The following is an 18,761-nucleotide window of genomic DNA, read 5'->3' on the forward strand; positions in this document are numbered from 1 at the left end:
CCACCGGAGGCGCCGCCACACCCTAGTGCGGTCGTCCCCGATCAGCCCGACAGGGAGGACCGCAGATGCCCGACCACGCCCCGCAGCCCGTGGACCGGATCGCCCCCACGGACGAGGCCCGGGAGCTGTTCGCGCTCGTCCGCGAACTCGCCCGGCGTGAGATCGCCCCGACGGCGGCCGACGAGGAGGAGGCGGGCCGCTTCCCCCGTGAGGTCTTCACCCTGCTCTCCCGGTCAGGACTGCTCGCACTGCCCTACGACTCCGCGTACGGCGGCGGTGACCAGCCCTACGAGGTCTATCTCCAGGTCCTGGAGGAACTCGCCGCCGTCCGGCTGACCGTCGGTCTCGGGGCCAGCGTCCACACCCTCGCCTGTCACGCCCTCGCGGGCTTCGGGACCAAGGAGCAGCGCGCCGAACTGCTGCCCGCGATGCTGGGCGGGGGCCTGCTGGGCGCCTACTGCCTCTCGGAGCCCGCCGCGGGCTCGGACGCGGCCTCCCTGCGGACCAAGGCCGTGCGGGACGGTGACGACTGGGTGCTCACCGGCACCAAGGCGTGGATCACCCATGGCGGGATCGCCGACTTCTACACCGTGCTCGCCCGCTCCGGCGGTCCGGGCGCCCGGGGCATCACCGCGTATCTGGTGCCCGGGGACGCGCCGGGCCTGAGCGCCGCGGTGCCCGAGCGGAAGATGGGGATGAAGGGCTCCCCGACCGCGCAGGTCCACTTCGACGGGGTCCGGGTCCCCGACTCCCGCCGTCTCGGCGAGGAGGGCCAGGGCTTCACGATCGCCCTCGCCGCCCTGGACTCCGGCCGGCTCGGCATCGCCGCCTGCGCGATCGGGGTGGCCCAGGCGGCGCTGGACGGGGCGGTGGAGTACGCCACCGGACGGCGCCAGTTCGGCCGTCCCGTCGCCGACTTCCAGGGACTGCGCTTCCTGCTCGCGGACATGGCGACCCAGATCGCGGCGGGCCGGGCGCTCTACCTCGCGGCGGCCCGGCTGCGTGACGCGGGGCTGCCGTTCGCCAAGGAGGCCGCGATGGCCAAACTGATGTGCACCGACACCGCGATGAAGGTCACCACCGACGCGGTCCAGGTGCTCGGCGGCTACGGCTACACCGCCGACTTCCCCGTGGAGCGGTACATGCGGGAGGCGAAGGTCCTCCAGATCGTCGAGGGCACCAACCAGATCCAGCGGATGGTCATCGCCCGGCACCTGGCGGGCCCGGAGAGCCGCTGAGCGCCGCTGCTCCACCACCGGCGGCCGGATACGGCCCCCGGAACACCCCGGCGTGCCGCGGAACGCCCCTACCGGCCACCGACACGCTCCGAGGAACACCCGCACCGGCCGCCGACGCGGCGCCCGGAACCCCGCACCCACCACCGAAGCCGTCCGCGGAGCCCTTCACCGGCCGCCGCCGCGCGGTGCCCCCGCGGCCCCCGTCCCGCCGAACTCACCGGGCCGCACCAGCGGGGCCGTCAGCCGGTCCCACTCCGGGTCCGGGTGGCCGGGCAGCGCCCGTCCCCGCTCCGTCCACTGGGCCAGCAGCTCGCGGTAGAGGGGCGGATCGGGCCGGGGCGACGGCTCCGGCTCCGGGGCCGGTCCCGGCGGCGCGGGCGTGGCGCGCACCGGATACGGGTGCCGTGGCGGGGGGCCGGACTGCTCGGGTCCCCGCTGCCGGGGCGCCGACAGCGGAACCGATTCTTCGGGCGCGGAGAACAGGACGCGGCGCAGCCTGCCCGGACCGGGAAGGGTCGAGGTCATACCCGGCGAACGCGGCGACCCCCGCGCGGGTCACCCTCGGGCCCGGGTGCGCGTGAGTTCGATCCCCGTGAACGGACACACGCCCTCCTGCCGGAACGGGACGACTTTCCCCCGGTCTGTCGATCCGGGCACTCTCCGTTCGACGTAGAGGCAGAGGCGGGAGATTCCCGCCCTTTCGTGGAGGAGCCTTTCCATGCCCCGATTCCTGACCCTGATCCAGCTCGACGAGACCGCCGCCGCCGCACCCCGCTCACCCGCCTTCGCGGAGCGGATGGGCACGCTGTTCGAAGAGATCTCCAAGGCGGGCGTGATGCTCGACACCGCCGGTCTCGCCCCGACCGCCGAGGGCGTGCGGGTCGTCTGGTCCGGCGGTGGACTCACCGACACCGAAGGCCCCTTCGGCGGCGGCGACGCCATCCTCGGCTACTCGATGATTCAGGCCAGGGACCGGGCCGAGGCCGTCGAGTGGGTCCGGCGGTTCCTCGCGGCCCATGACGACCACCTCACGATCACCGCGGAGGTCCGTGAGGTCCGGGAGTTCGACGGCGCCTGAGCGCGGCCTTCACCCCGGGTTCCGCCGCGGCCGACCGGTGGCCGGCCGGTCGGCCACCGGCCCTGACGGACCTGACGCGCTGTCACCACCGGGCGGGCGAGGGCCGTGCCGTGCCGCGCTGCGGCACGGTCAGGACACCGCCGACGCGGCGGCGGCTCGGTGAAGGGGGGTCGCGCGCGGGACGGCTGACCGGGCGTCCGGGACACGGACGCCGGGTGACGACCGGCGCGCGGGAGATACGGGGTGGGGGTGGTGCGGGGGTACGGGGTGCGGGGCGCTCAGGCCGCGTCGCGCCGCATCTGGGGGACCCGCATCGGCCGCGACCCGGGGCCGCCGACGTGCGAGAAGGGCTGGGTGCGCCAGTCGAGGCCCTGGGGGAGTGTCAGCAGCAGGGCGGTGTCCTGCTCCTGGACCTCACGGGTCTCGTCGGCGGGCCGGGTACCGGTGGCGAGCCGGCCCGTACCGGCGCAGACCTGGAGGCCGAACGGGTTCCACGGGGTGGGGCACCGCGCGTGCTCCGGGAGGGTGTCCTCGTCGGCCAGCAGCGCGATGGGCTGGGCGCAGTCCGGGCAGATCACCCGGTACATCTCGAACGTGTCGTACTCGTCGAACTCGTCGTCACCGGGTTCGACGCCCTCCGGCGCGGACTCGACGACGGGCTGCTGCTTGGCACGCGCGGGGCGGCCTGGACGCTTCACACTCTGCATATTGGGAACTCTCCCCCTCGATGGGTGGGCCGGGCGCTGTGTCCTCGGCCACAGCAAGCATTTCCCGTCCGGTCAGGGCGATAATCACCCCAAGGTCCTGGACCCCCCCATAGGGCTGTGGCGTTCGTCACATAGATGGTGTCCGGCGGGGCGTGCGAAGGGTCGTGTGCGCCCCGCGCGTCACCGAATGGTCTCGGAACGGAGCCGAATGCCGTTCCGGTCCCCCGGGCGATCATCGGAGCTGTAGGTTTCCGCCATGGAGGAGCTGGATCGTCAGATCGTCGAGCTGCTCGTCAAGGACGGGCGCATGAGCTACACCGACCTGGGCAAGGCCACGGGCCTGTCCACCTCGGCCGTGCATCAGCGGGTACGCCGACTGGAGCAGCGCGGAGTGATCCGCGGCTACGCGGCGGTCGTCGACCCGGAGGCCGTCGGTCTGCCGCTCACCGCGTTCATCTCGGTGAAACCCTTCGATCCCAGCGCGCCGGACGACATCGCGGAGCGCCTCGCGGGCGTTCCGGAGATCGAGGCGTGCCACAGCGTCGCGGGCGACGAGAACTACATCCTCAAGGTCCGGGTGGCCACCCCGAGGGAACTCGAACACCTCCTCAGCAGGCTCCGCGGCCTCGCCGGGGTCTCCACCCGCACCACCGTCGTCTTGTCGACCCCCTACGAGTCCCGCCCGCCCCGCGTCATCTGATCCCGGGCCGCCGGCCGGTACCGCCCGCCGCGCGAACCCCGGGACGAGGACGGACCCGGGGGGCGAGGACACTGGGGGCATGAGCCAGCGCACAGCCCCCGGGACGGACCAGGGCCAGGACCAGGGAACCGTCCTTCTGCGCGGGGGAGAGATCCACTCACCCGCCGACCCCTTCGCCACCGCCATGGTGGTCTCCCACGGCCGGATCGCCTGGGTCGGCTCCGAGGGCGCGGCCGACGCCTTCGCCGCGACCGCCGACGAGACCGTCGATCTGGCGGGCGCCCTCGTCACCCCGGCCTTCACCGACGCGCATGTCCACACCACGTCCACCGGGCTGACCCGCACCGGACTCGACCTGAGCGGCGCCGCCACCAGGGAGGCCGCCCTGGAACAGGTCCGCGCGCACGCCGCGGCCCGCCCCCGCGACCCGGTCCTGCTCGGACACGGCTGGGACGCCTCCCGCTGGCCCGACACCCGGCCCCCGTCCCGCACCGAACTGGACACCGCCACCGGTGGCCGCCCCCTCTACCTCTCCCGGATCGACGTCCACTCCGCCGCGGCCACCACCGCCCTGCTCGACCTCGTCCCCGGTGTCACCGCCCGCGACGGCTACGACGCCGACGCCCCGCTGACCCGCGACGCCCACCACGCGGTGCGCGCCGCCGCCTACGGCGCCGTGACCCCCGCCCAGCGCGCCGAGGCCCAGCGCGCCGCCCTGCGCCACGCGGCCTCCCTCGGGATCGGCTCCGTCCACGAGTGCGCGGGCCCGGACATCTCCGGCGAGGACGACCTGACGGACCTGCTGCGCCTCGCGGAAACGGAACCCGGCCCCCGGGTCGTCGGCTACTGGGGCGAACGCCTCACCGGCCCCAAGGACGCCGAACGGGTGCGCGCGCTCGGCGCCGTCGGCGCCGCGGGCGACCTCTTCGTGGACGGCTCCCTCGGCTCCCACACGGCGTGTCTGCGTGAGCCGTACGCCGACGCCCCGCACACCGGCGCCGCGTACCTCGACGCCGCCGACATCACCACCCATGTCGTCGTCTGCACCGAGGCGGGCCTCCAGGCCGGATTCCACGCCATCGGCGACGCCGCCGTCACCGCCGTCGTCGAGGGGGTACGCGCCGCCTCCGAGAAGCTCGGGCTCGCCCGGATCCGCGCCGCCCGCCACCGGGTCGAGCACGCGGAGATGCTCACCCCCGAGACGATCGCCGCCTTCGCCGAACTCGGCCTCACCGCCTCCGTCCAGCCGCTCTTCGACACCCTGTGGGGCGGCGACGAGGGCATGTACGCGCGCCGCCTCGGCACCGAACGGGCCCGCACCCTCAATCCGTTCGCCGCGCTGCTGCGCACCGGTGTCCCGCTGGCCTTCGGCTCCGACAGCCCGGTCACCCCGCTCGGCCCCTGGGCGGCCGTCCGCGCGGCGGCCTTCCACCGCACCCCCGGGCACGGGGTCTCCGTACGGGCCGCGTTCGCCGCCCACACCCGGGGCGGCTGGCGGGCCGTCGGGCGGGATGACGCCGGGATCCTCGTCCCCGGCGCCCCCGCCGATTACGCTCTGTGGCGTACCGGGGCCCTGCTCGTCCAGGCGCCCGACGACCGGGTGGCCCGCTGGTCCACCGACCCGCGCTCCGGCACCCCGGGACTGCCCGACCTCTCCCCGGGCGCCGAACTCCCCGTCTGTCTGCGCACCGTGGTCGGCGGCCGCACGGTCTTCGTGCGGCCTAACGAGTGATGTGCCGGGGTGGCGCGCACCCGGCCGGGGGTGCCGTACCGCCGCACCCGACCTGCGGGTCTCCTCGCTGACCTGCTGGTTCCTGGAAACGACCCAGGTGGGAGGGCTGTTGACACGGAGCCGCCGATGCCGGGTAGGTTCGGCCGGGTCCACCACAGGACGTCCGACCGGCGAACGTCCACGCAGTCGTCGAACGCCGCTGGGTCAGGGGTACGGCGCCACGACCGGTGCCGCACCGCTGGGAGCCAGGCCCAGTTCCCGCGCCTCGGGGGCGAGGGAACGTTCCGGCCGGTCGGGGGTCCCCCCTTGCTCCACTGGAGCCCGGGGCCGGTTGTGACCCGGGTGGGCCCGGCAGCTCAGTAGACAACGGCCCCGGTCGATCCGCAGCCAGCGGGTCCCGGGCCGGACCGAAGGGCGCCGGGCCCGATCCGCAGCCCCACGGCACCGTCACCAAGCGTGTGCCCGTACGGGCCCGTCGCGGCGCTGCCACGCAGGCCGCGCCCACTATGGTGGTCATCTGCGTACGACCTGCACGAAGGGGCTCCTGTGAACGACGGCGACGAGATCTCCTCGGCCGGTGCCGAAGAGCGGCGGTTCGGCCCGCTCGGTACGGCCTTGGTGATCATCCCGACCTACAACGAGGCCGAGAACATCAAGTCGATCGTCGGCCGGGTCCGGGAGTCGGTGCCCGAGGCGCACGTCCTCGTCGCCGACGACAACAGCCCTGACGGCACCGGCAAGCTCGCCGACGAGCTGGCCGCCCAGGACGACCACGTCCAGGTCCTGCACCGCAAGGGCAAGGAAGGGCTCGGCGCCGCCTATCTCGCGGGCTTCCGCTGGGGCATCGAGAACGGCTACGGGGTCCTCGTCGAGATGGACGCCGACGGCTCCCACCAGCCCGAGGAACTGCCCCGGCTGCTTACCGCGCTGAAGGGCGCCGACCTCGTCCTCGGCTCCCGCTGGGTGCCGGGCGGGCGCGTCGTGAACTGGCCCAAGTCCCGTGAGTTCATCTCCCGGGGCGGCAGCACGTACTCCCGGCTGCTGCTGGACGTCCCGATCCGCGATGTGACCGGCGGTTACCGCGCGTTCCGGCGCGAGACCCTCGAAGGGCTCGGACTGGCCGAGGTCGCCTCGCAGGGCTACTGCTTCCAGGTCGACCTGGCCCGGCGTGCCGTCAAGGCGGGCTTCCATGTGGTCGAGGTCCCGATCACCTTCGTGGAGCGGGTGCACGGCGACTCCAAGATGAGCAAGGACATCCTGGTCGAGGCCCTGTGGCGGGTCACCTCCTGGGGGGTCGCGGAGCGCTTCGGCAAGCTGAGGTCCCACGGCCCCGCCGGAGCGTCCGACGGATCCGCCCCGGCAGGCCCCTCCGGTGCCCCGTCCGCCGCGAAGAGCTCCGAGGACGCCTCTTCCTCGTCCGCCGCCTCCGCCCCGGCCGAGCGGCACTCCTCGGGCGCCCAGGACCGCTGAGGCGGGCCGCCCCGCCGTCCGTACGGCGGTGCGTCGGACCCTGAGTCCGCCCCGCGCAGGATTGTTGACCGCATCGCTTTATCCCGCACCGATGTGCGGCCAGGCACACTGGACGCATGACGACCGGTGCACCGAACCCGCCGTACCCGACCCGCCCCCGGCCCTCCAAGGTCCGGAGGTTTCTTCCGCTGGCCCTGGTGGCCTGGCTCGTGCTGGAGATCTGGCTGCTGACCCTGGTCGCGGACGCGGCGGGCGGGTTCACCGTCTTCCTGCTGCTCGTCGGCGCGATCGTGCTCGGCGGCGTGGTGATCAAGGCCGCCGGCCGCCGGGCCTTCAAGAATCTGAGCGAGGCGGTCCAGCAGGCCCAGAGCGGTGTGATGCCGCCGGAAGGCGGCCGTTCCGGCGAGGGCAACGGACTGGTGATGCTCGCCGGTCTGCTGCTGATCATCCCCGGGCTCGTCACGGACGCGCTGGGGCTGCTGCTGCTCGTGCCCCCGGTCCGCAAGGCGGTGAGCCGCCGCGGTGAGCGGGCGCTGGAGCGCAGGATGCGGGCCGCTTCCCCGGGCACCCTGGGGGACGCCTTCCAGCAGGCCCGGATGCGCCGTCCGGACGGCAAGGTCGTCCCGGGCGAGGTCATCCACGACAAGGCCGACCCCCGCAGGGACCCGAACCCGGGTCAGAACCCTCCGCTGACGCCGTGACCGCGGGCCCCTGACACCGGCTTCACGCCTCTGTGCAGATACGGGTACTGCCCCGTGCCGCTGAACGGCACGGGGCAGTACCCGTATCTGCACAGATGGGCCGCCGAAGGGGTGCCCGGAGACAGCTCAAGAGCCGCGGGCGGGTGCCACACCTGATATGGCACCCGCCCGCGGCTCTTGAAGCTCTCTGCCGACCTTCCCCGTAAGGGTCAGGCGGACTTGCGGCTGTCCCGCGGATGTACGGCGATGTTCATCGCCCCGGAGCGAAGGACGGCGAGCCGCTCCTCAAGGACCTCTTCGAGTTCCTCTCGGGTGCGCCTCTCCATCAGCATGTCCCAATGCGTGCGCGCGGGCTTCGCCTTCTTCTCCTCAGGGCCGTCGCCGTCCACGAGGAGTGCCTGGGCCCCGCAGACCTTGCACTCCCACTCCGGCGGGATCTCCGCCTCTACCGAGAAGGGCATCTCGAATCGATGGCCCTTCTCGCATGCGTACTCCACGGCCTGGCGCGGAGCCAAGTCGATGCCGCGGTCCGTCTCGTAGCTGGTCACCACGAGGCGCGTGCCGCGAAGAGCTCGCTCACTCATGAATCGTGCCTCCCGGGCTTGTCGCCCACAGGACAGGTGTCGCTGTCGTCGTCATCCGGTCAACGTCCGGTCGGCGGTAAAGATTCCCGTTCCGGGTCCTGCGTCGCCGTCGTAGCCGCAGCCTTGTTGACCAATGCAATACCCACCGACGCCCGGTTTGTCACACCTGGCGTGAGATGTCACCCAGCGTTGAGGCTGGTTTCGCGCGCAGTAACGGTACGCCTGGCAGGCCAAAGGCGTACACTACCGCCCTTTGCCCGCAGGCGCTAAATCCGTTCCGGTACGGGATTGCCCGCGTCCTGGATCGCGCGCCGTACGGGCACCCGGGCGAGCAGGACGAAACCGAGCGCGAAGAACGCCACGAGCGACAGGATCGCGTCCCGGTAGCTCCCGGTCAGCTGATACGTCAGACCGAACAGCAGCGGCCCCAGCCAGGACATCCCCCGGTCGCTCAGCTCGTACGCCGAGAAGTACTCGGCCTCCTTGCCCGGCGGCACCAGATGCGAGAACAGTGACCGGGACAGGGCCTGGGTGCCGCCCAGGACCAGGCCGATCCCGGCGGCCAGGGCGAAGAACCACACGGCCCGCCCGGCGGGCAGGAAGTACCCCGCCGCCAGCAGCAGCGTCCAGACGACCAGGGACCCGAGGATCGTGCGGCGCGCCCCGTGCGTACGGGCCAGCCGGCCCATCCCGAGCGCGCCCGCCACCGCGAGCACCTGGACCAGCAGGACCGCGACGATCAGCGTCGACTGTTCGAGTCCGAGTTCCTCGGAGCCGTACACCGACGCCTGGGTGATCACGGTCTGCACCCCGTCGTTGTAGACGAGGTACGCCAGCAGGAACGCCAGGGTGAGCGGATAGCGGCGCATGTCCCGGATCGTCGCCGCCAGCTGCCGCCAGCCCTTGAGGGCGGTTCCCGCGCCGGCGGCGGGCCGCCGCCGGTCACGCAGACGGCGCAGCGGGACGAGGGTGAAGGCGCCCCACCACAGACCCGCCGTCGCCAGACAGATCCGCACCGCCGTGCTCTCCGTCACCCCGAACCGGTCGTGCTGGGTGAACAGGATCAGATCGGCCACCAGGACCAGCGCGCCGGAGGCGTAGCCGAAGGCCCAGCCGCGTGAGGAGACCGTGTCGCGCTCCTCGGGCCCGGCGATCACCGGGAGGTACGAGTTGTACAGGACCATCGACACGGCGAGCGCGGCGTTGGCCACGATCAGCAGGAGTCCGCCGAGGAGATAGCGGTCGCCTTCGAGGAAGAACATGCAGGTCGTGGCAGCTGCCCCCACATAGGCGGACACCGCGAGCAGGGGCTTGCGGCGTCCCGAGCGGTCGGCGGCGGCTCCCGCGAGCGGCATCACGAGGATCGCGGCGACCACGGACAGGGACACGGAGTAGGCGAAGAACGATCCCGCGCGCACCGGGATGCCCAGCGGATGCACATAGCCGTCGCTGTCGGCGGCGGCCTTGGCGATCTCTGTCAGATAGGGGCCCAGGAACACCGTGAGGACCGTCGTCGAGTAGACCGAGCACGCCCAGTCGTAGACGTACCACCCGTGTTGTTCGCGCCGCCGGTCCCCGGGTCCGTCGTCCGGTTCCGCCCGCACGGTCTTCGCACCCACCGGCCCCTCGCCTCCCCCTGGTGGGCCCGGCGCGGTGCCCGGCCGGGCACGCGCTCAGACCCAGACGCCCCGGTCCTGAAGGACCGACCGCAGTGTGTCGATGTGATCGGTCATGATGCCATCCACGCCGAGATCGAGGAGGGCGTGCATCCGCGCGGGGTCGTTCACCGTCCACACATGCACGGGCAGCCCGCGCGCGTGGGCCGTCCGGACGAAGCGCCGGTCCACCACCCGCACCCCCGCCCAGCTCTCCGGCACCTGCGCGCACACCGCAGAGCCGCGCGGGGCCATGGGCACGCCGTACCCGCGCAGCCTCAGCCCGAGCACCCCGCGCATCCCGTGGGAGGTGGCGAGGCGGGGGCCCGCCAGCCGCTGGGCGCGGGCGGCCCTGGCCTCGGAGAACGAGCCCACACATACCCGGTCCCACGCGCCGGTGCGGCCGATCAGCGCCAGCAGGGGGGTGAGGGCCGCGTCCGCCTTGACGTCGATGTTCCAGCGGACCTCGGGGAACTCCTCCAGCAGCTCCTCGAAGAGCGGCACGGGTTCGGTGCCGCCCACGCGCGCGCGCCGCACCCGCGACCAGGGCAGGTCCGCGATACGCCCGGCACCGTCCGTCACCCGGTCCAGCGTCGCGTCATGGAACGCGACCGGTCTGCCGTCCGCGGTGACGCGCGCGTCCGTCTCGATGTAGCGGTAGCCCGCGGCCACCGACCGCCGGAACGCGGCCACGGTGTTCTCCAGGCCGTCCGCCGCGCCGCCGCGATGGGCGAACGCGAGCGGCGCGGGATGGTCCAGATAGGGGTGCCGGGTACGGGAGGTCACGGCCGGATTATCGCGTGTCCGGGCGACACCCCGGTGACGGGAGTCCGGTCCGCGGGGGGATCGGCGAGGCCGGAGGCCGGTGCGACGGCGAACATCCGCAGGAAGAGCTGGGCGAGCGGTCCGATCGCCAGGGCGTACAGGACCGTTCCCGCGCCGACGGTGCCGCCGAGCGCGAAGCCGGTGGCCACGATCGCGACCTCCAGGGCGGTGCGCACCAGTCTGATGGACCGCCCGGTGCGGCGGTGCAGTCCGGTCATCAGCCCGTCACGCGGGCCCGGACCGAAGTTCGCCGCGATGTAGAGGCCGGTCGCGGCGCCGTTCAGCAGGACGGCCAGCACCATCAGCGGAACCCGGACGGCCAGCGTTCGCGTGTCCGGGAACAGGAGGAGCGTCGCGTCCATGGCGACGCCGACCACGATCACGTTCGAGACGGTGCCGAGACCGGGGCGCTGGCGCAGGGGTATCCACAGCAGCAGCACCAGTGCGCCCACGACGATCGTGACCACGCCGATCGTCAGGCCCGTCAGCTCGGCGAGGCCCTGGTGCAGCACACCCCACGGTTCGAGACCGAGCCCCGCCTCCACCATCAGCGCACAGCTCACCCCGTACAGCGTGAGGCCGCCGTAGAGCTGGGTGAGGCGGCGGGGGAGACGGGCGGGGGCGGCCTGCGGGTCGCGGGGACTCCGGGTGAAGCGTGTGATCGGCAAAGCAGTGCCCCTCTGTGGTGATGGTGGCCTGGCTCATGTCACTCTGTGGCTTGCAGGAACCATCGATCCATGGCCAATCCGATAAAGGTGGACTGAAAAGCATGGTGCAGTGGACCTCCACGGTCGGAGCGGCACAGCTCGCCCGGCTGCTCAGCTCCCAGCAGGACCGCCCCGCCGGCCCCGGCAGCCGCAAGCCCCCCGCCTACCGGGCGCTCGCCGACGGCGTCCGGCTGCTCGTGCTGGAGGGCCGGGTCCCGGTGGGCGCCCGCCTCCCCGCCGAACGCGAACTCGCCCTCTCCCTCGCCGTCAGCCGCACCACCGTCGCCGCCGCCTACGAGGAACTGCGCTCCGAGGGCTTCCTGGAGTCCCGGCGCGGCGCCGGCAGCTGGACCTCCGTCCCCGCCGGGAACCCCCTCCCCGCGCGCGGCCTCGAACCGCTGCCCCCCGAGGCCCTGGGGTCGATGATCGACCTCGGCTGCGCGGCGCTCCCCGCCCCCGAGCCCTGGCTGACCCGCGCCGTGCACGGCGCGCTGGAGGAACTGCCGCCGTACGCCCACACCCACGGCGACTACCCGGCCGGGCTGCCCGCCCTGCGGGAGATGATCGCCGCCCGCTACACCGCGCGCGGCATCCCCACCATGCCCGAGCAGATCATGGTCACCACCGGGGCGATGGGCGCGACCGACGCGATCTGCCATCTCTTCGCCGGGCGCGGCGAACGCATCGCGGTCGAGTCGCCCAGCTACGCCAACATCCTCCAGCTGATGCGGGAGGCCGGCGCCCGGCTGGTCCCCGTCGCCATGGCCGAACGGCTCGGCGGCTGGGACCTGGACCGCTGGCGCCAGGTCCTGCGGGACGCGGCGCCCCGCCTCGCGTACGTCGTCGCGGACTTCCACAACCCCACCGGGGCGCTGATCCCCGAGGACCAGCGGCGCGCCCTGGTCGAGGCGGCCCGCGCGGCGGGGACCGTCCTGATCGTGGACGAGACGATGAGCGAGGTCCGGCTGGACCCGGATCTGCCGATGCCGCGGCCCGTGTGCGGCTTCGACCCCGCGGGCTCCACGGTGATCACCGTCGGCTCGGCGAGCAAGGCGTTCTGGGCGGGTATGCGTATCGGCTGGGTCCGCGCGGCCCCCGATGTGATCCGCAGTCTGGTCGCGGCCCGCGCCTTCGCCGACCTCGGCACCCCCGTACTGGAACAGCTCGCCGTCAACTGGCTGCTGCGCGGCGACGGCTGGGAGCAGGCGGTCGCCCTGCGCCGTACCCAGGCCCGGGAGAACCGGGACGCCCTGGTGGCGGCCGTGCGCCGGGAGCTGCCGGACTGGGAGTTCGAGGTGCCGCACGGCGGTCTGACCCTGTGGGTGCGCACCGGCGGTCTGTCCGGATCGCGGCTGGCCGAGGTGGGGGAGCGGGTCGGGGTACGGGTTCCCTCCGGGCCGCGGTTCGGGGTGGACGGCGCCTTCGAGGGCTATGTACGACTGCCGTTCACGGTCGGCGGCCCGGTCGCGGAGGAGGCGGCGTCCCGACTCGCGGCGGCGGCGCGGCTGGTGCGCGGCGGTGCGGGCGGGGCGCACGGCGCCGAGCCCCCGCGCACGTTCGTGGCCTGAGCGCGGGTTCGCGGCCTGGGCGTACGTTCGTGGCCTGGGCGTACGTCGCTGTGGCCTTTGGTTGCCGTTCGTGGTCCGAGCCGCCACCGCGCACCGCGCACCGCGCACCGTCCACCGCCCACCAGGAACGCGCGGTGTCGGGAACGCGCGGGGCCGGTGGGGGTGGGCGACGGCTGCGGGACGGTCGCCGGGGCGGTCAGCCCTCCGCGGCCGCCGTCTCGATCGGGACCCTGTCCGCGCGGGCCGTCCGTACCTCCTGGGTCGGCGGGCCCTCGACGTCCGCGGCGCCCTCGCCGCCCGGCGCGGCGGCCCGGGGCGGCAGCAGCGCCAGCACGGCCTGCCGGTGCGCGTCGCTCGTGGCGTCGTCGCACGGGTCGGGGGTGGCGGGCACCTGCAAGCGCAGCACGGGTCCGTCGCCGAGCCGGGCGTGCCCCCGGCCCGGTGGCATCCGCGGGGCGGGCGTGGTGGACGGCGCCGCGCCCAGCACCCCGGCGAGCCGGTCGGCCACGGGGCCGAGCACGACCCGCGCGCGCGTGCAGGGGAGCACGCTGTCCGGGACGGTGATCGTGCCGTCGTAGCTGTCGTACTGATCGGCGACGACGACCGTGACACCCGCCGCCCGGCCGTGCCGCAGCGGGACCTGGAGGAGGGACAGCGGATCGCGCTCCCCCTCGCCCTGCCCGTCCGCCGCGAGCCGCCCGAGCGCGGAGGGCCGGTCGGCCAGCACGTACAGCGGGCGGGTGACGTCCTCGGGCGGGGGATGCCCCGCCTGGCGGGCCTGGTTGGCGGCGACCAGCCGCCGCTCCGTCTCGTCCGCCGCCCACTGGAACGCGGTGAGCGCGCCCGCCGGCCCGCAGGCGACGGCCAGTACCCCGGCCCGTCCGGCCAGACACGCGAACTCGCCGGTGCCCGTGCCCTCGACGATCAGGACGTCACCGTGCCGGAGCGCCTGGAGGGCGATCGAGCGCAGCAGGGTCGACGTACCGCTGCCCGGCGCGCCGACCACCAGCAGATGCGGTTCGGTGGACCGGTACCCGGTGCGCCAGACGACGGGCGGTTCGTCCCGGTGTCCGTCGCCGTGCCGGACGGGGAGGGTGCGCCGCACACCGGTGGGGTCGGTGAAGCCGAGCACGATCTCGCCGGGGGCCGTGACGAACGGCTGGGCCGTGATGTCGGTGGGCAGCGGCGGCAGTACGGCGACCGTCAGTTCGTTGCCCTCCTCGTCCCAGTCGAACCGGTACTCGCGCCCGCGCCCGGACTTCGCGTGCAGCAGATGCTCGATCCGGGCGCGCGCGGCGGGCTCGCCGTCCGTGAAGTACGCCGGGTAGCGCACCAGGAGACGGCTGATCCGCCCGTCGCCGTCGAACTCGAAGGCGTCGAAGGCCTTCTCCCAGTCACCGCCGTGCGCGTACAGCGGGCTGGGGTCCTCGGCGACGGAGAAGTACGGGACCAGCGCCTCGTACAGCGAGGTGAGCCGCTGGACCTGGGACTCGTCGGGGCCCGCCGGGGTCGCGGGTGCCCGGTCCCGGCCGTACCAGGCCGCCGCCGCCATCAGGGTGATGACGGCCAGCAGCGGTCCGTACGGCAGCAGTGCCACGACCAGGACGACGGAGGCCGCCAGGAACAGCAGTCCGCCCCGGCGGTCGGCCGGGGTGTCGGTCCATCTGCGCCGCCCGGCCCCGGCCAGGCGGTGCAGTCCGCGAGTGATCGTGATCAGCGGATGGAGGACATCGGTGGCGCTGTCGGCCGCCGACCGGGCCAGCTCCCGGCTTCGGGCGATCTGTGCGCTGCCGTTACGCAGGACGCGGGCAAGGGGGCGCCGGGCCACATCGGTCTCCTGAAGGTGCGTGCGGAGGGGGTGCGGGGGACTGGGTCAGAACTTGATCCCGCCGAGCAGGCTGGCGAGGCTCGCCCCGCCCGCCTTGATGCTCGGCGCGATGGCGGTACTCGCCAGATAGAAGCCGAAGAGCGCGCACACCACGGCGTGCGAGCCCTTGAGGCCGTCCTTCCGGAAGAACAGGAACACGATGATTCCGAGCAGCACGACGCCCGAGATGGAGAGGATCATGAGGTTTCTCCTGGTCGGTGGGGACAGACACCATGAGTTGTTCCAGGCTCACAGGAGGTATCCATACGATAAAAGGTGCAACTGGGTGAATTGCTGGACGTTTCGCCTGAACAGCGGACATCCGCTCACCCGGACGGCGGGGAGCCGACCCCCGTCCGGACCCTCCCGGTCACCCCGTCCGGACATCCCCACGGCCACGCCCCGGGCCGCCCGGCACCGAACCGAGAACTCGGCCCGTCATATGCCCCGACGGGCAGTACCCTGACGTTTCACCCGCACGGCCCCCCGCCCCTGCCCGCTGCCCGAAAGAAGGTCCGACCGATGAGCGAAGCCTCCGAGCCCGAGGCCGCCCCCACCCCCGACGCCGAGGTCGTGGAGCTGGCGACGAAGCTCTTCGGCCTGGCCCGGCAGGGCGACACCGAGCGGCTCGCCGCGTACGTGGACGCCGGGGTCCCGGCGAACCTCACCAACGACCAGGGCCACACCCTGGTGATGCTCGCCGCCTACCACGGCCACGTCGCCACGGTCCGCGCCCTGCTGGAGCGCGGCGCCGACCCCGACCGGGTCAACGACCGGGGCCAGACCCCGCTCGCGGGCGCCGTCTTCAAGAGCGAGGACGCCGTCGTCCAGGCCCTCGTCGAGGGCGGCGCGGACCCCACCGCGGGTACGCCCTCCGCCGTCGACACGGCCCGCATGTTCGGCCGGACACACCTGCTGGCACTCTTCGGTACAGGCTGAGCACCGCCCCCTGACCAGGCGGAACGCCGGTCCGGGAAATCGGTCGCGGCATTGTGAACGCCTGGGTCATCATGACGAGGTGATTCACGGACGCGACGGCGGGGCAGGTGTTGCCGCACCGCGCGGGCCCTGAACGGCCCGGCACGGGCCACCGACGAGAGGCAGAGGAAGAGATGGTCTACCACAAGCATGAGACGACGGGCGCCCCGACGTGTTGCCGCGAGACCTGGTAGTCGCGAGTCCCTGGTCACGTCGACGCTTGATGTGAGGCTGTTTCCCATGTTCGATTCGGTCATAGCGCCCAGTGGCACGCTGCTAGGTCTCCTTCAGAGAGGCCGCGGCGACGGCACACTGCACGCGCTCACCGCCCCGCGGGCCGACGCGCTCGCGGCACTCAACAACTGCGTCCTCCACGATCCCCGCCACGACTGGCAGGCGGAGAACCGCTCCCTCTACTACGCCCGCCTCTACCTCGACCTGGACGGCGAGCTCGACGCGGTCGAGGCCCACCTCTTCCACCCGGATGACGTCCTCGACCCGGACGAGTCCCGCACCGGACTCGCCCTCGCGGTCCTCGGCCACCTCGCCGCCTACGGCCGGCGCGACGCCCTGGAGCTGCTCCGCCGGTACGCCACCGTCGGCAGCAACTGGGCCTGGGCCCTCGACGAACTGGCGCTGCGCGACGACGACGCCGGGCTGCGCTCGCTGGCCGCCCCCGTCCTCGCCCGCTTCGCCCGTGACACCGAGGGCGAGGCCGCGCTCGCCGCGACCGTCCGGGACGCCTTCGAGCCACGGCCCTGGCGGCTGTGGGCCGACGACCCGCGCGAATCCGTCGCGGCCCGGGTGCGGGCCGCCCGCGAACAGGGCTCCTTCGACCGCTGGCAGCGCCAGCTCGACTCCACGGGGCCACGCCCCGACTGGAGCGTGCGGGCCGTCCTCGACTGGGCCGAACGCGGCGCCGAACGCGGCACCCCCCTGCATGTGCCCGCCGCCCGCTGCCTGACGGCGGTCGCCGGACCCGACGACCACGCCGAGATCGTGCGGGCCGCCCGCGACGGCGCCGACGGCGCCCGCTGCACCGCCCTGCGCTATCTCGCCGACACCCACGACCCCTTCGCCCTCGACCTGATCGAAATCGCGGTCGCCTCCCCCTCGGCGACCGTGGCGGAAGCGGCCGTCGAGTCCTTCGAGCGGATGCGCGGGCCCGCCGCCGTCGACCGGGCCCGCGCCTGGGTCCAGCGGCCCGACACGCTCGGCGCCGCCGCGGGACGCGTGCTCGCCTGCCGGGGCGGCACCCAGGACACCATGCTCGTGCTCGACGCCCTCCGCGAGGCGGTGCGCGCCGAGGGCCCCGACGCACCCACCCTGTGGACCCTGGTCGACGGGGCCGGCCGCCTCGGCATCGTCTGCGCGGCACCCGTACTGCGCCATGTGTACCGGGAGACCGCCTCCTCCCAGCTGCGGGGACGCGCCGCCCGCGCGCTCGCCGCCACCGACGGCTCGTTCCCGGCCGGGTTCGCCGTCGAATGCCTCTGGGACTGCGAGGAGACCACCCGCGAGATCGCCGCACGGCACGCGGAGACCGGCGACGCGCGCGTGGTGGAGCAGCTGCGCAGGCTCGCGGCCGACCCCGCCGAGGAGGACGAGGTCCAGACCGCCGTGCGCAGCCGGATCGGACCGGAGGCCGCCTGACCCCGCCGCGCCCCCGAAGCGCCGCCGGGCCCGGCCGTACCTCCACCACGGGTACCGCCACCACGGGTACACCCACCCACGTGCGAGTCCGCCGACGGGTACATCCACCCGCGGACGCACCTGCGGACGCACCCGCAGACGCAGACGCTCGCGGCCGCCGCGCACGGCGGCCCGCCGCGTCGCCGGGCGATCGGCTGACATACCCCCGCGAACCGCCCGTCGCACCCTCGCGGGCAGGCCCGCCGCGGCGACCTCGCGGCTGCCGTCCGCCGGGACCGGACGGATCAGGGGCGCCGGATCAGGGGCGCCGGATCAGGACGGCTCGGGTCAGGATGCCCGGTCAGGACGGCCCGGTCAGGGGCGGCGCGCGGCCGGAACGGAACCGACCGGGCGGGAGCCGATCGCGCCCGGGCCGACCGGGACGAAGCGCACCGGTGTGCCCGGAGGTGCCTGGGCCGCCGCCGCGAGACCGTCCTCGTGGACCACGGCGACCACCGGATAGCCGCCGGTCGTCGGATGGTCGGCGAGGAACACCACCGGGCGCCCGTCCGGCGGAACCTGCACCGCGCCCAGCACCATGCCCTCACTGGGCAGCTCCCCGCTCACCGCCCGCTCCAGCGGCGGCCCCTCGGTACGCAGCCCGACCCGGTTGCTCGCCGAGGAGACCCGGTACACGCGGGTGCCGAACGTCCGCAGCGCGTCGGCCGTGAACCAGTCGGCGCGCGGCCCGAGCCGCACCCGCAGCACCAGCTCGGCGGGCGGTCCCGGCTGCGGGGCGACGTCCACGCGCGCGTGGGGCGCGTTCTCCGGCCCCAGCGGCAGTACGCACCCGTCGGTGAGCGGCGCGGGCCCGAGCCCTGACAGCAGATCCGCCGACCGGCTCCCCAGCACCGGCTCGACGGCGACCCCGCCGGACAGCGCCAGACAGGTCCGCACCCCGGCCACCGCCGACCCCACGTCCAGCACCGCCCCGGCGGGCACCCACAAGGGCGCGCCGAAGGGGGCGGGGCGACCGTCCACGGTCACCCGGCAGGGCGCCCCCGTGACGGCCGCCGTGACGCCTTGGCGGGTACGCACCGCGCAGCCGTTCACGGTCGTCTCCAGAACGGCGGCCGGCGGCGCGTTGCCGACCAGCCGGTTGCCCAGGGCGGCGGCCGGCGCGTCGAGCGCCCCGGACCGCGGCACCCCGAGATGCGCGTACCCCGGGCGCCCCAGGTCCTGCACGGTGGTCAGCGCGCCCGCCCGTACGACGACCACCGCGCGGCCGGTCGTCAACACCCCACCCCGCCCGGGTGGCC

18 protein-coding genes are annotated in these 18,761 nt (G+C 74.0%); 9 read left to right on the forward strand and 9 right to left on the reverse strand.

Annotated features, from left to right (window positions below):
* Window positions 1-65 precede the first annotated feature (65 nt).
* Window positions 66-1,238 (forward strand): acyl-CoA dehydrogenase family protein, encoded by a 1,173-nt coding sequence (locus tag OG711_RS32645; protein ID WP_073791822.1) that lies wholly within the window; start codon window positions 66-68, stop codon window positions 1,236-1,238.
* Between the two features lie 165 nt (window positions 1,239-1,403).
* Here OG711_RS32645 and OG711_RS32650 read toward each other — a convergent pair whose 3' ends face one another.
* Complete coding sequence (locus tag OG711_RS32650) at window positions 1,404-1,763, reverse strand: hypothetical protein (RefSeq protein WP_329562135.1); 360 nt, start codon at window positions 1,761-1,763, stop codon at window positions 1,404-1,406.
* A gap of 193 nt (window positions 1,764-1,956) precedes the next feature.
* Here OG711_RS32650 and OG711_RS32655 point away from each other — a divergent pair, with 193 nt between their 5' ends.
* The gene (locus tag OG711_RS32655; protein ID WP_329562137.1) at window positions 1,957-2,316 is read left to right on the forward strand and encodes a YciI family protein; all 360 of its coding nucleotides are present in this window, start codon (window positions 1,957-1,959) and stop codon (window positions 2,314-2,316) included.
* Between the two features lie 278 nt (window positions 2,317-2,594).
* Here the strand turns inward: OG711_RS32655 and OG711_RS32660 are convergent, their stop codons facing one another.
* Window positions 2,595-3,023 carry a hypothetical protein gene (locus OG711_RS32660; RefSeq protein WP_073791817.1) on the reverse strand — a complete coding sequence of 143 codons (429 nt, stop codon included), beginning with the start codon at window positions 3,021-3,023 and terminating at the stop codon, window positions 2,595-2,597.
* Between the two features lie 256 nt (window positions 3,024-3,279).
* On the opposite strand from OG711_RS32660, the gene OG711_RS32665 reads away from it, so the two are divergent.
* From OG711_RS32665 to fxsA, 4 genes are all read left to right on the forward strand, one after another.
* Entirely contained in the window at window positions 3,280-3,723 is a 444-nt protein-coding gene (locus OG711_RS32665; RefSeq protein WP_073791814.1) for an Lrp/AsnC family transcriptional regulator, read from the forward strand.
* Window positions 3,724-3,802: 79 nt separating this feature from the next.
* The gene (locus OG711_RS32670; RefSeq protein WP_329562139.1) at window positions 3,803-5,455 is read left to right on the forward strand and encodes an amidohydrolase; all 1,653 of its coding nucleotides are present in this window, start codon (window positions 3,803-3,805) and stop codon (window positions 5,453-5,455) included.
* 546 nt (window positions 5,456-6,001) lie between these two features.
* On the forward strand, window positions 6,002-6,925 hold the full coding sequence (locus OG711_RS32675) for a polyprenol monophosphomannose synthase (RefSeq protein ID WP_266513077.1): 924 nt from the start codon (window positions 6,002-6,004) through the stop codon (window positions 6,923-6,925).
* A 116-nt stretch (window positions 6,926-7,041) separates the two neighbouring features.
* Window positions 7,042-7,626: an FxsA family membrane protein gene (fxsA, locus tag OG711_RS32680; protein WP_073791806.1), complete on the forward strand. Its 585-nt coding sequence runs from the start codon at window positions 7,042-7,044 to the stop codon at window positions 7,624-7,626.
* Window positions 7,627-7,835: 209 nt separating this feature from the next.
* Here the strand turns inward: fxsA and OG711_RS32685 are convergent, their stop codons facing one another.
* The 4 genes from OG711_RS32685 to yczE all read right to left on the reverse strand — a co-directional run bounded on the left by OG711_RS32685 (window position 7,836) and on the right by yczE (window position 11,358).
* Entirely contained in the window at window positions 7,836-8,210 is a 375-nt protein-coding gene (locus OG711_RS32685; protein ID WP_003977404.1) for an RNA polymerase-binding protein RbpA, read from the reverse strand.
* Window positions 8,211-8,476: 266 nt separating this feature from the next.
* On the reverse strand, window positions 8,477-9,829 hold the full coding sequence (locus OG711_RS32690) for an MFS transporter (protein WP_073791803.1): 1,353 nt from the start codon (window positions 9,827-9,829) through the stop codon (window positions 8,477-8,479).
* A 54-nt stretch (window positions 9,830-9,883) separates the two neighbouring features.
* On the reverse strand, window positions 9,884-10,651 hold the full coding sequence (locus OG711_RS32695; protein ID WP_329562141.1) for a glycerophosphodiester phosphodiesterase family protein: 768 nt from the start codon (window positions 10,649-10,651) through the stop codon (window positions 9,884-9,886).
* Window positions 10,648-11,358 carry a membrane protein YczE gene (yczE, locus tag OG711_RS32700; RefSeq protein ID WP_399505611.1) on the reverse strand — a complete coding sequence of 237 codons (711 nt, stop codon included), beginning with the start codon at window positions 11,356-11,358 and terminating at the stop codon, window positions 10,648-10,650. The genes OG711_RS32695 and yczE overlap by 4 nt, the downstream gene beginning before the upstream one ends.
* Before the next feature lie 101 nt (window positions 11,359-11,459).
* Here yczE and OG711_RS32705 point away from each other — a divergent pair, with 101 nt between their 5' ends.
* Entirely contained in the window at window positions 11,460-12,965 is a 1,506-nt protein-coding gene (locus OG711_RS32705) for an SCO1417 family PLP biosynthesis transcription factor (RefSeq protein ID WP_073791798.1), read from the forward strand.
* Window positions 12,966-13,161: 196 nt separating this feature from the next.
* On the opposite strand, the gene OG711_RS32710 is transcribed toward OG711_RS32705, so the two are convergent.
* Together OG711_RS32710 and OG711_RS32715 are read right to left on the reverse strand one after the other, a co-directional pair.
* On the reverse strand, window positions 13,162-14,793 hold the full coding sequence (locus OG711_RS32710; protein ID WP_329562144.1) for an FtsK/SpoIIIE domain-containing protein: 1,632 nt from the start codon (window positions 14,791-14,793) through the stop codon (window positions 13,162-13,164).
* 45 nt (window positions 14,794-14,838) lie between these two features.
* Entirely contained in the window at window positions 14,839-15,033 is a 195-nt protein-coding gene (locus OG711_RS32715; protein WP_073791794.1) for a hypothetical protein, read from the reverse strand.
* Between the two features lie 321 nt (window positions 15,034-15,354).
* Between OG711_RS32715 and OG711_RS32720 the strand changes: the two genes are divergently transcribed.
* Together OG711_RS32720 and OG711_RS32725 are read left to right on the forward strand one after the other, a co-directional pair.
* Window positions 15,355-15,771 (forward strand): ankyrin repeat domain-containing protein, encoded by a 417-nt coding sequence (locus OG711_RS32720; protein WP_329562146.1) that lies wholly within the window; start codon window positions 15,355-15,357, stop codon window positions 15,769-15,771.
* A gap of 279 nt (window positions 15,772-16,050) precedes the next feature.
* Window positions 16,051-17,463: a HEAT repeat domain-containing protein gene (locus tag OG711_RS32725; RefSeq protein ID WP_329562148.1), complete on the forward strand. Its 1,413-nt coding sequence runs from the start codon at window positions 16,051-16,053 to the stop codon at window positions 17,461-17,463.
* Window positions 17,464-17,817: 354 nt separating this feature from the next.
* On the opposite strand, the gene OG711_RS32730 is transcribed toward OG711_RS32725, so the two are convergent.
* Window positions 17,818-18,738 (reverse strand): 5-oxoprolinase subunit C family protein, encoded by a 921-nt coding sequence (locus OG711_RS32730; RefSeq protein ID WP_329562150.1) that lies wholly within the window; start codon window positions 18,736-18,738, stop codon window positions 17,818-17,820.
* Between the last annotated feature and the right edge of the window lie 23 nt (window positions 18,739-18,761).

This window comes from Streptomyces uncialis, assembly GCF_036250755.1.
Classification (GTDB): domain Bacteria; phylum Actinomycetota; class Actinomycetes; order Streptomycetales; family Streptomycetaceae; genus Streptomyces; species Streptomyces uncialis.

Bases quoted from the DNA above. Each gene is read 5' to 3' on its own strand.
- OG711_RS32645 (WP_073791822.1), top strand. From the start codon at position 66: ATGCCCGACCACGCCCCGCAGCCCGTGGACCGGATCGCCCCCACGGAC.
- OG711_RS32650 (WP_329562135.1), bottom strand. From the start codon at position 1,763: ATGACCTCGACCCTTCCCGGTCCGGGCAGGCTGCGCCGCGTCCTGTTC.
- OG711_RS32655 (WP_329562137.1), top strand. From the start codon at position 1,957: ATGCCCCGATTCCTGACCCTGATCCAGCTCGACGAGACCGCCGCCGCC.
- OG711_RS32660 (WP_073791817.1), bottom strand. From the start codon at position 3,023: ATGCAGAGTGTGAAGCGTCCAGGCCGCCCCGCGCGTGCCAAGCAGCAG.
- OG711_RS32665 (WP_073791814.1), top strand. From the start codon at position 3,280: ATGGAGGAGCTGGATCGTCAGATCGTCGAGCTGCTCGTCAAGGACGGG.
- OG711_RS32670 (WP_329562139.1), top strand. From the start codon at position 3,803: ATGAGCCAGCGCACAGCCCCCGGGACGGACCAGGGCCAGGACCAGGGA.
- fxsA (WP_073791806.1), top strand. From the start codon at position 7,042: ATGACGACCGGTGCACCGAACCCGCCGTACCCGACCCGCCCCCGGCCC.
- OG711_RS32685 (WP_003977404.1), bottom strand. From the start codon at position 8,210: ATGAGTGAGCGAGCTCTTCGCGGCACGCGCCTCGTGGTGACCAGCTAC.
- OG711_RS32705 (WP_073791798.1), top strand. From the start codon at position 11,460: ATGGTGCAGTGGACCTCCACGGTCGGAGCGGCACAGCTCGCCCGGCTG.
- OG711_RS32715 (WP_073791794.1), bottom strand. From the start codon at position 15,033: ATGATCCTCTCCATCTCGGGCGTCGTGCTGCTCGGAATCATCGTGTTC.
- OG711_RS32720 (WP_329562146.1), top strand. From the start codon at position 15,355: ATGAGCGAAGCCTCCGAGCCCGAGGCCGCCCCCACCCCCGACGCCGAG.
- OG711_RS32725 (WP_329562148.1), top strand. From the start codon at position 16,051: ATGTTCGATTCGGTCATAGCGCCCAGTGGCACGCTGCTAGGTCTCCTT.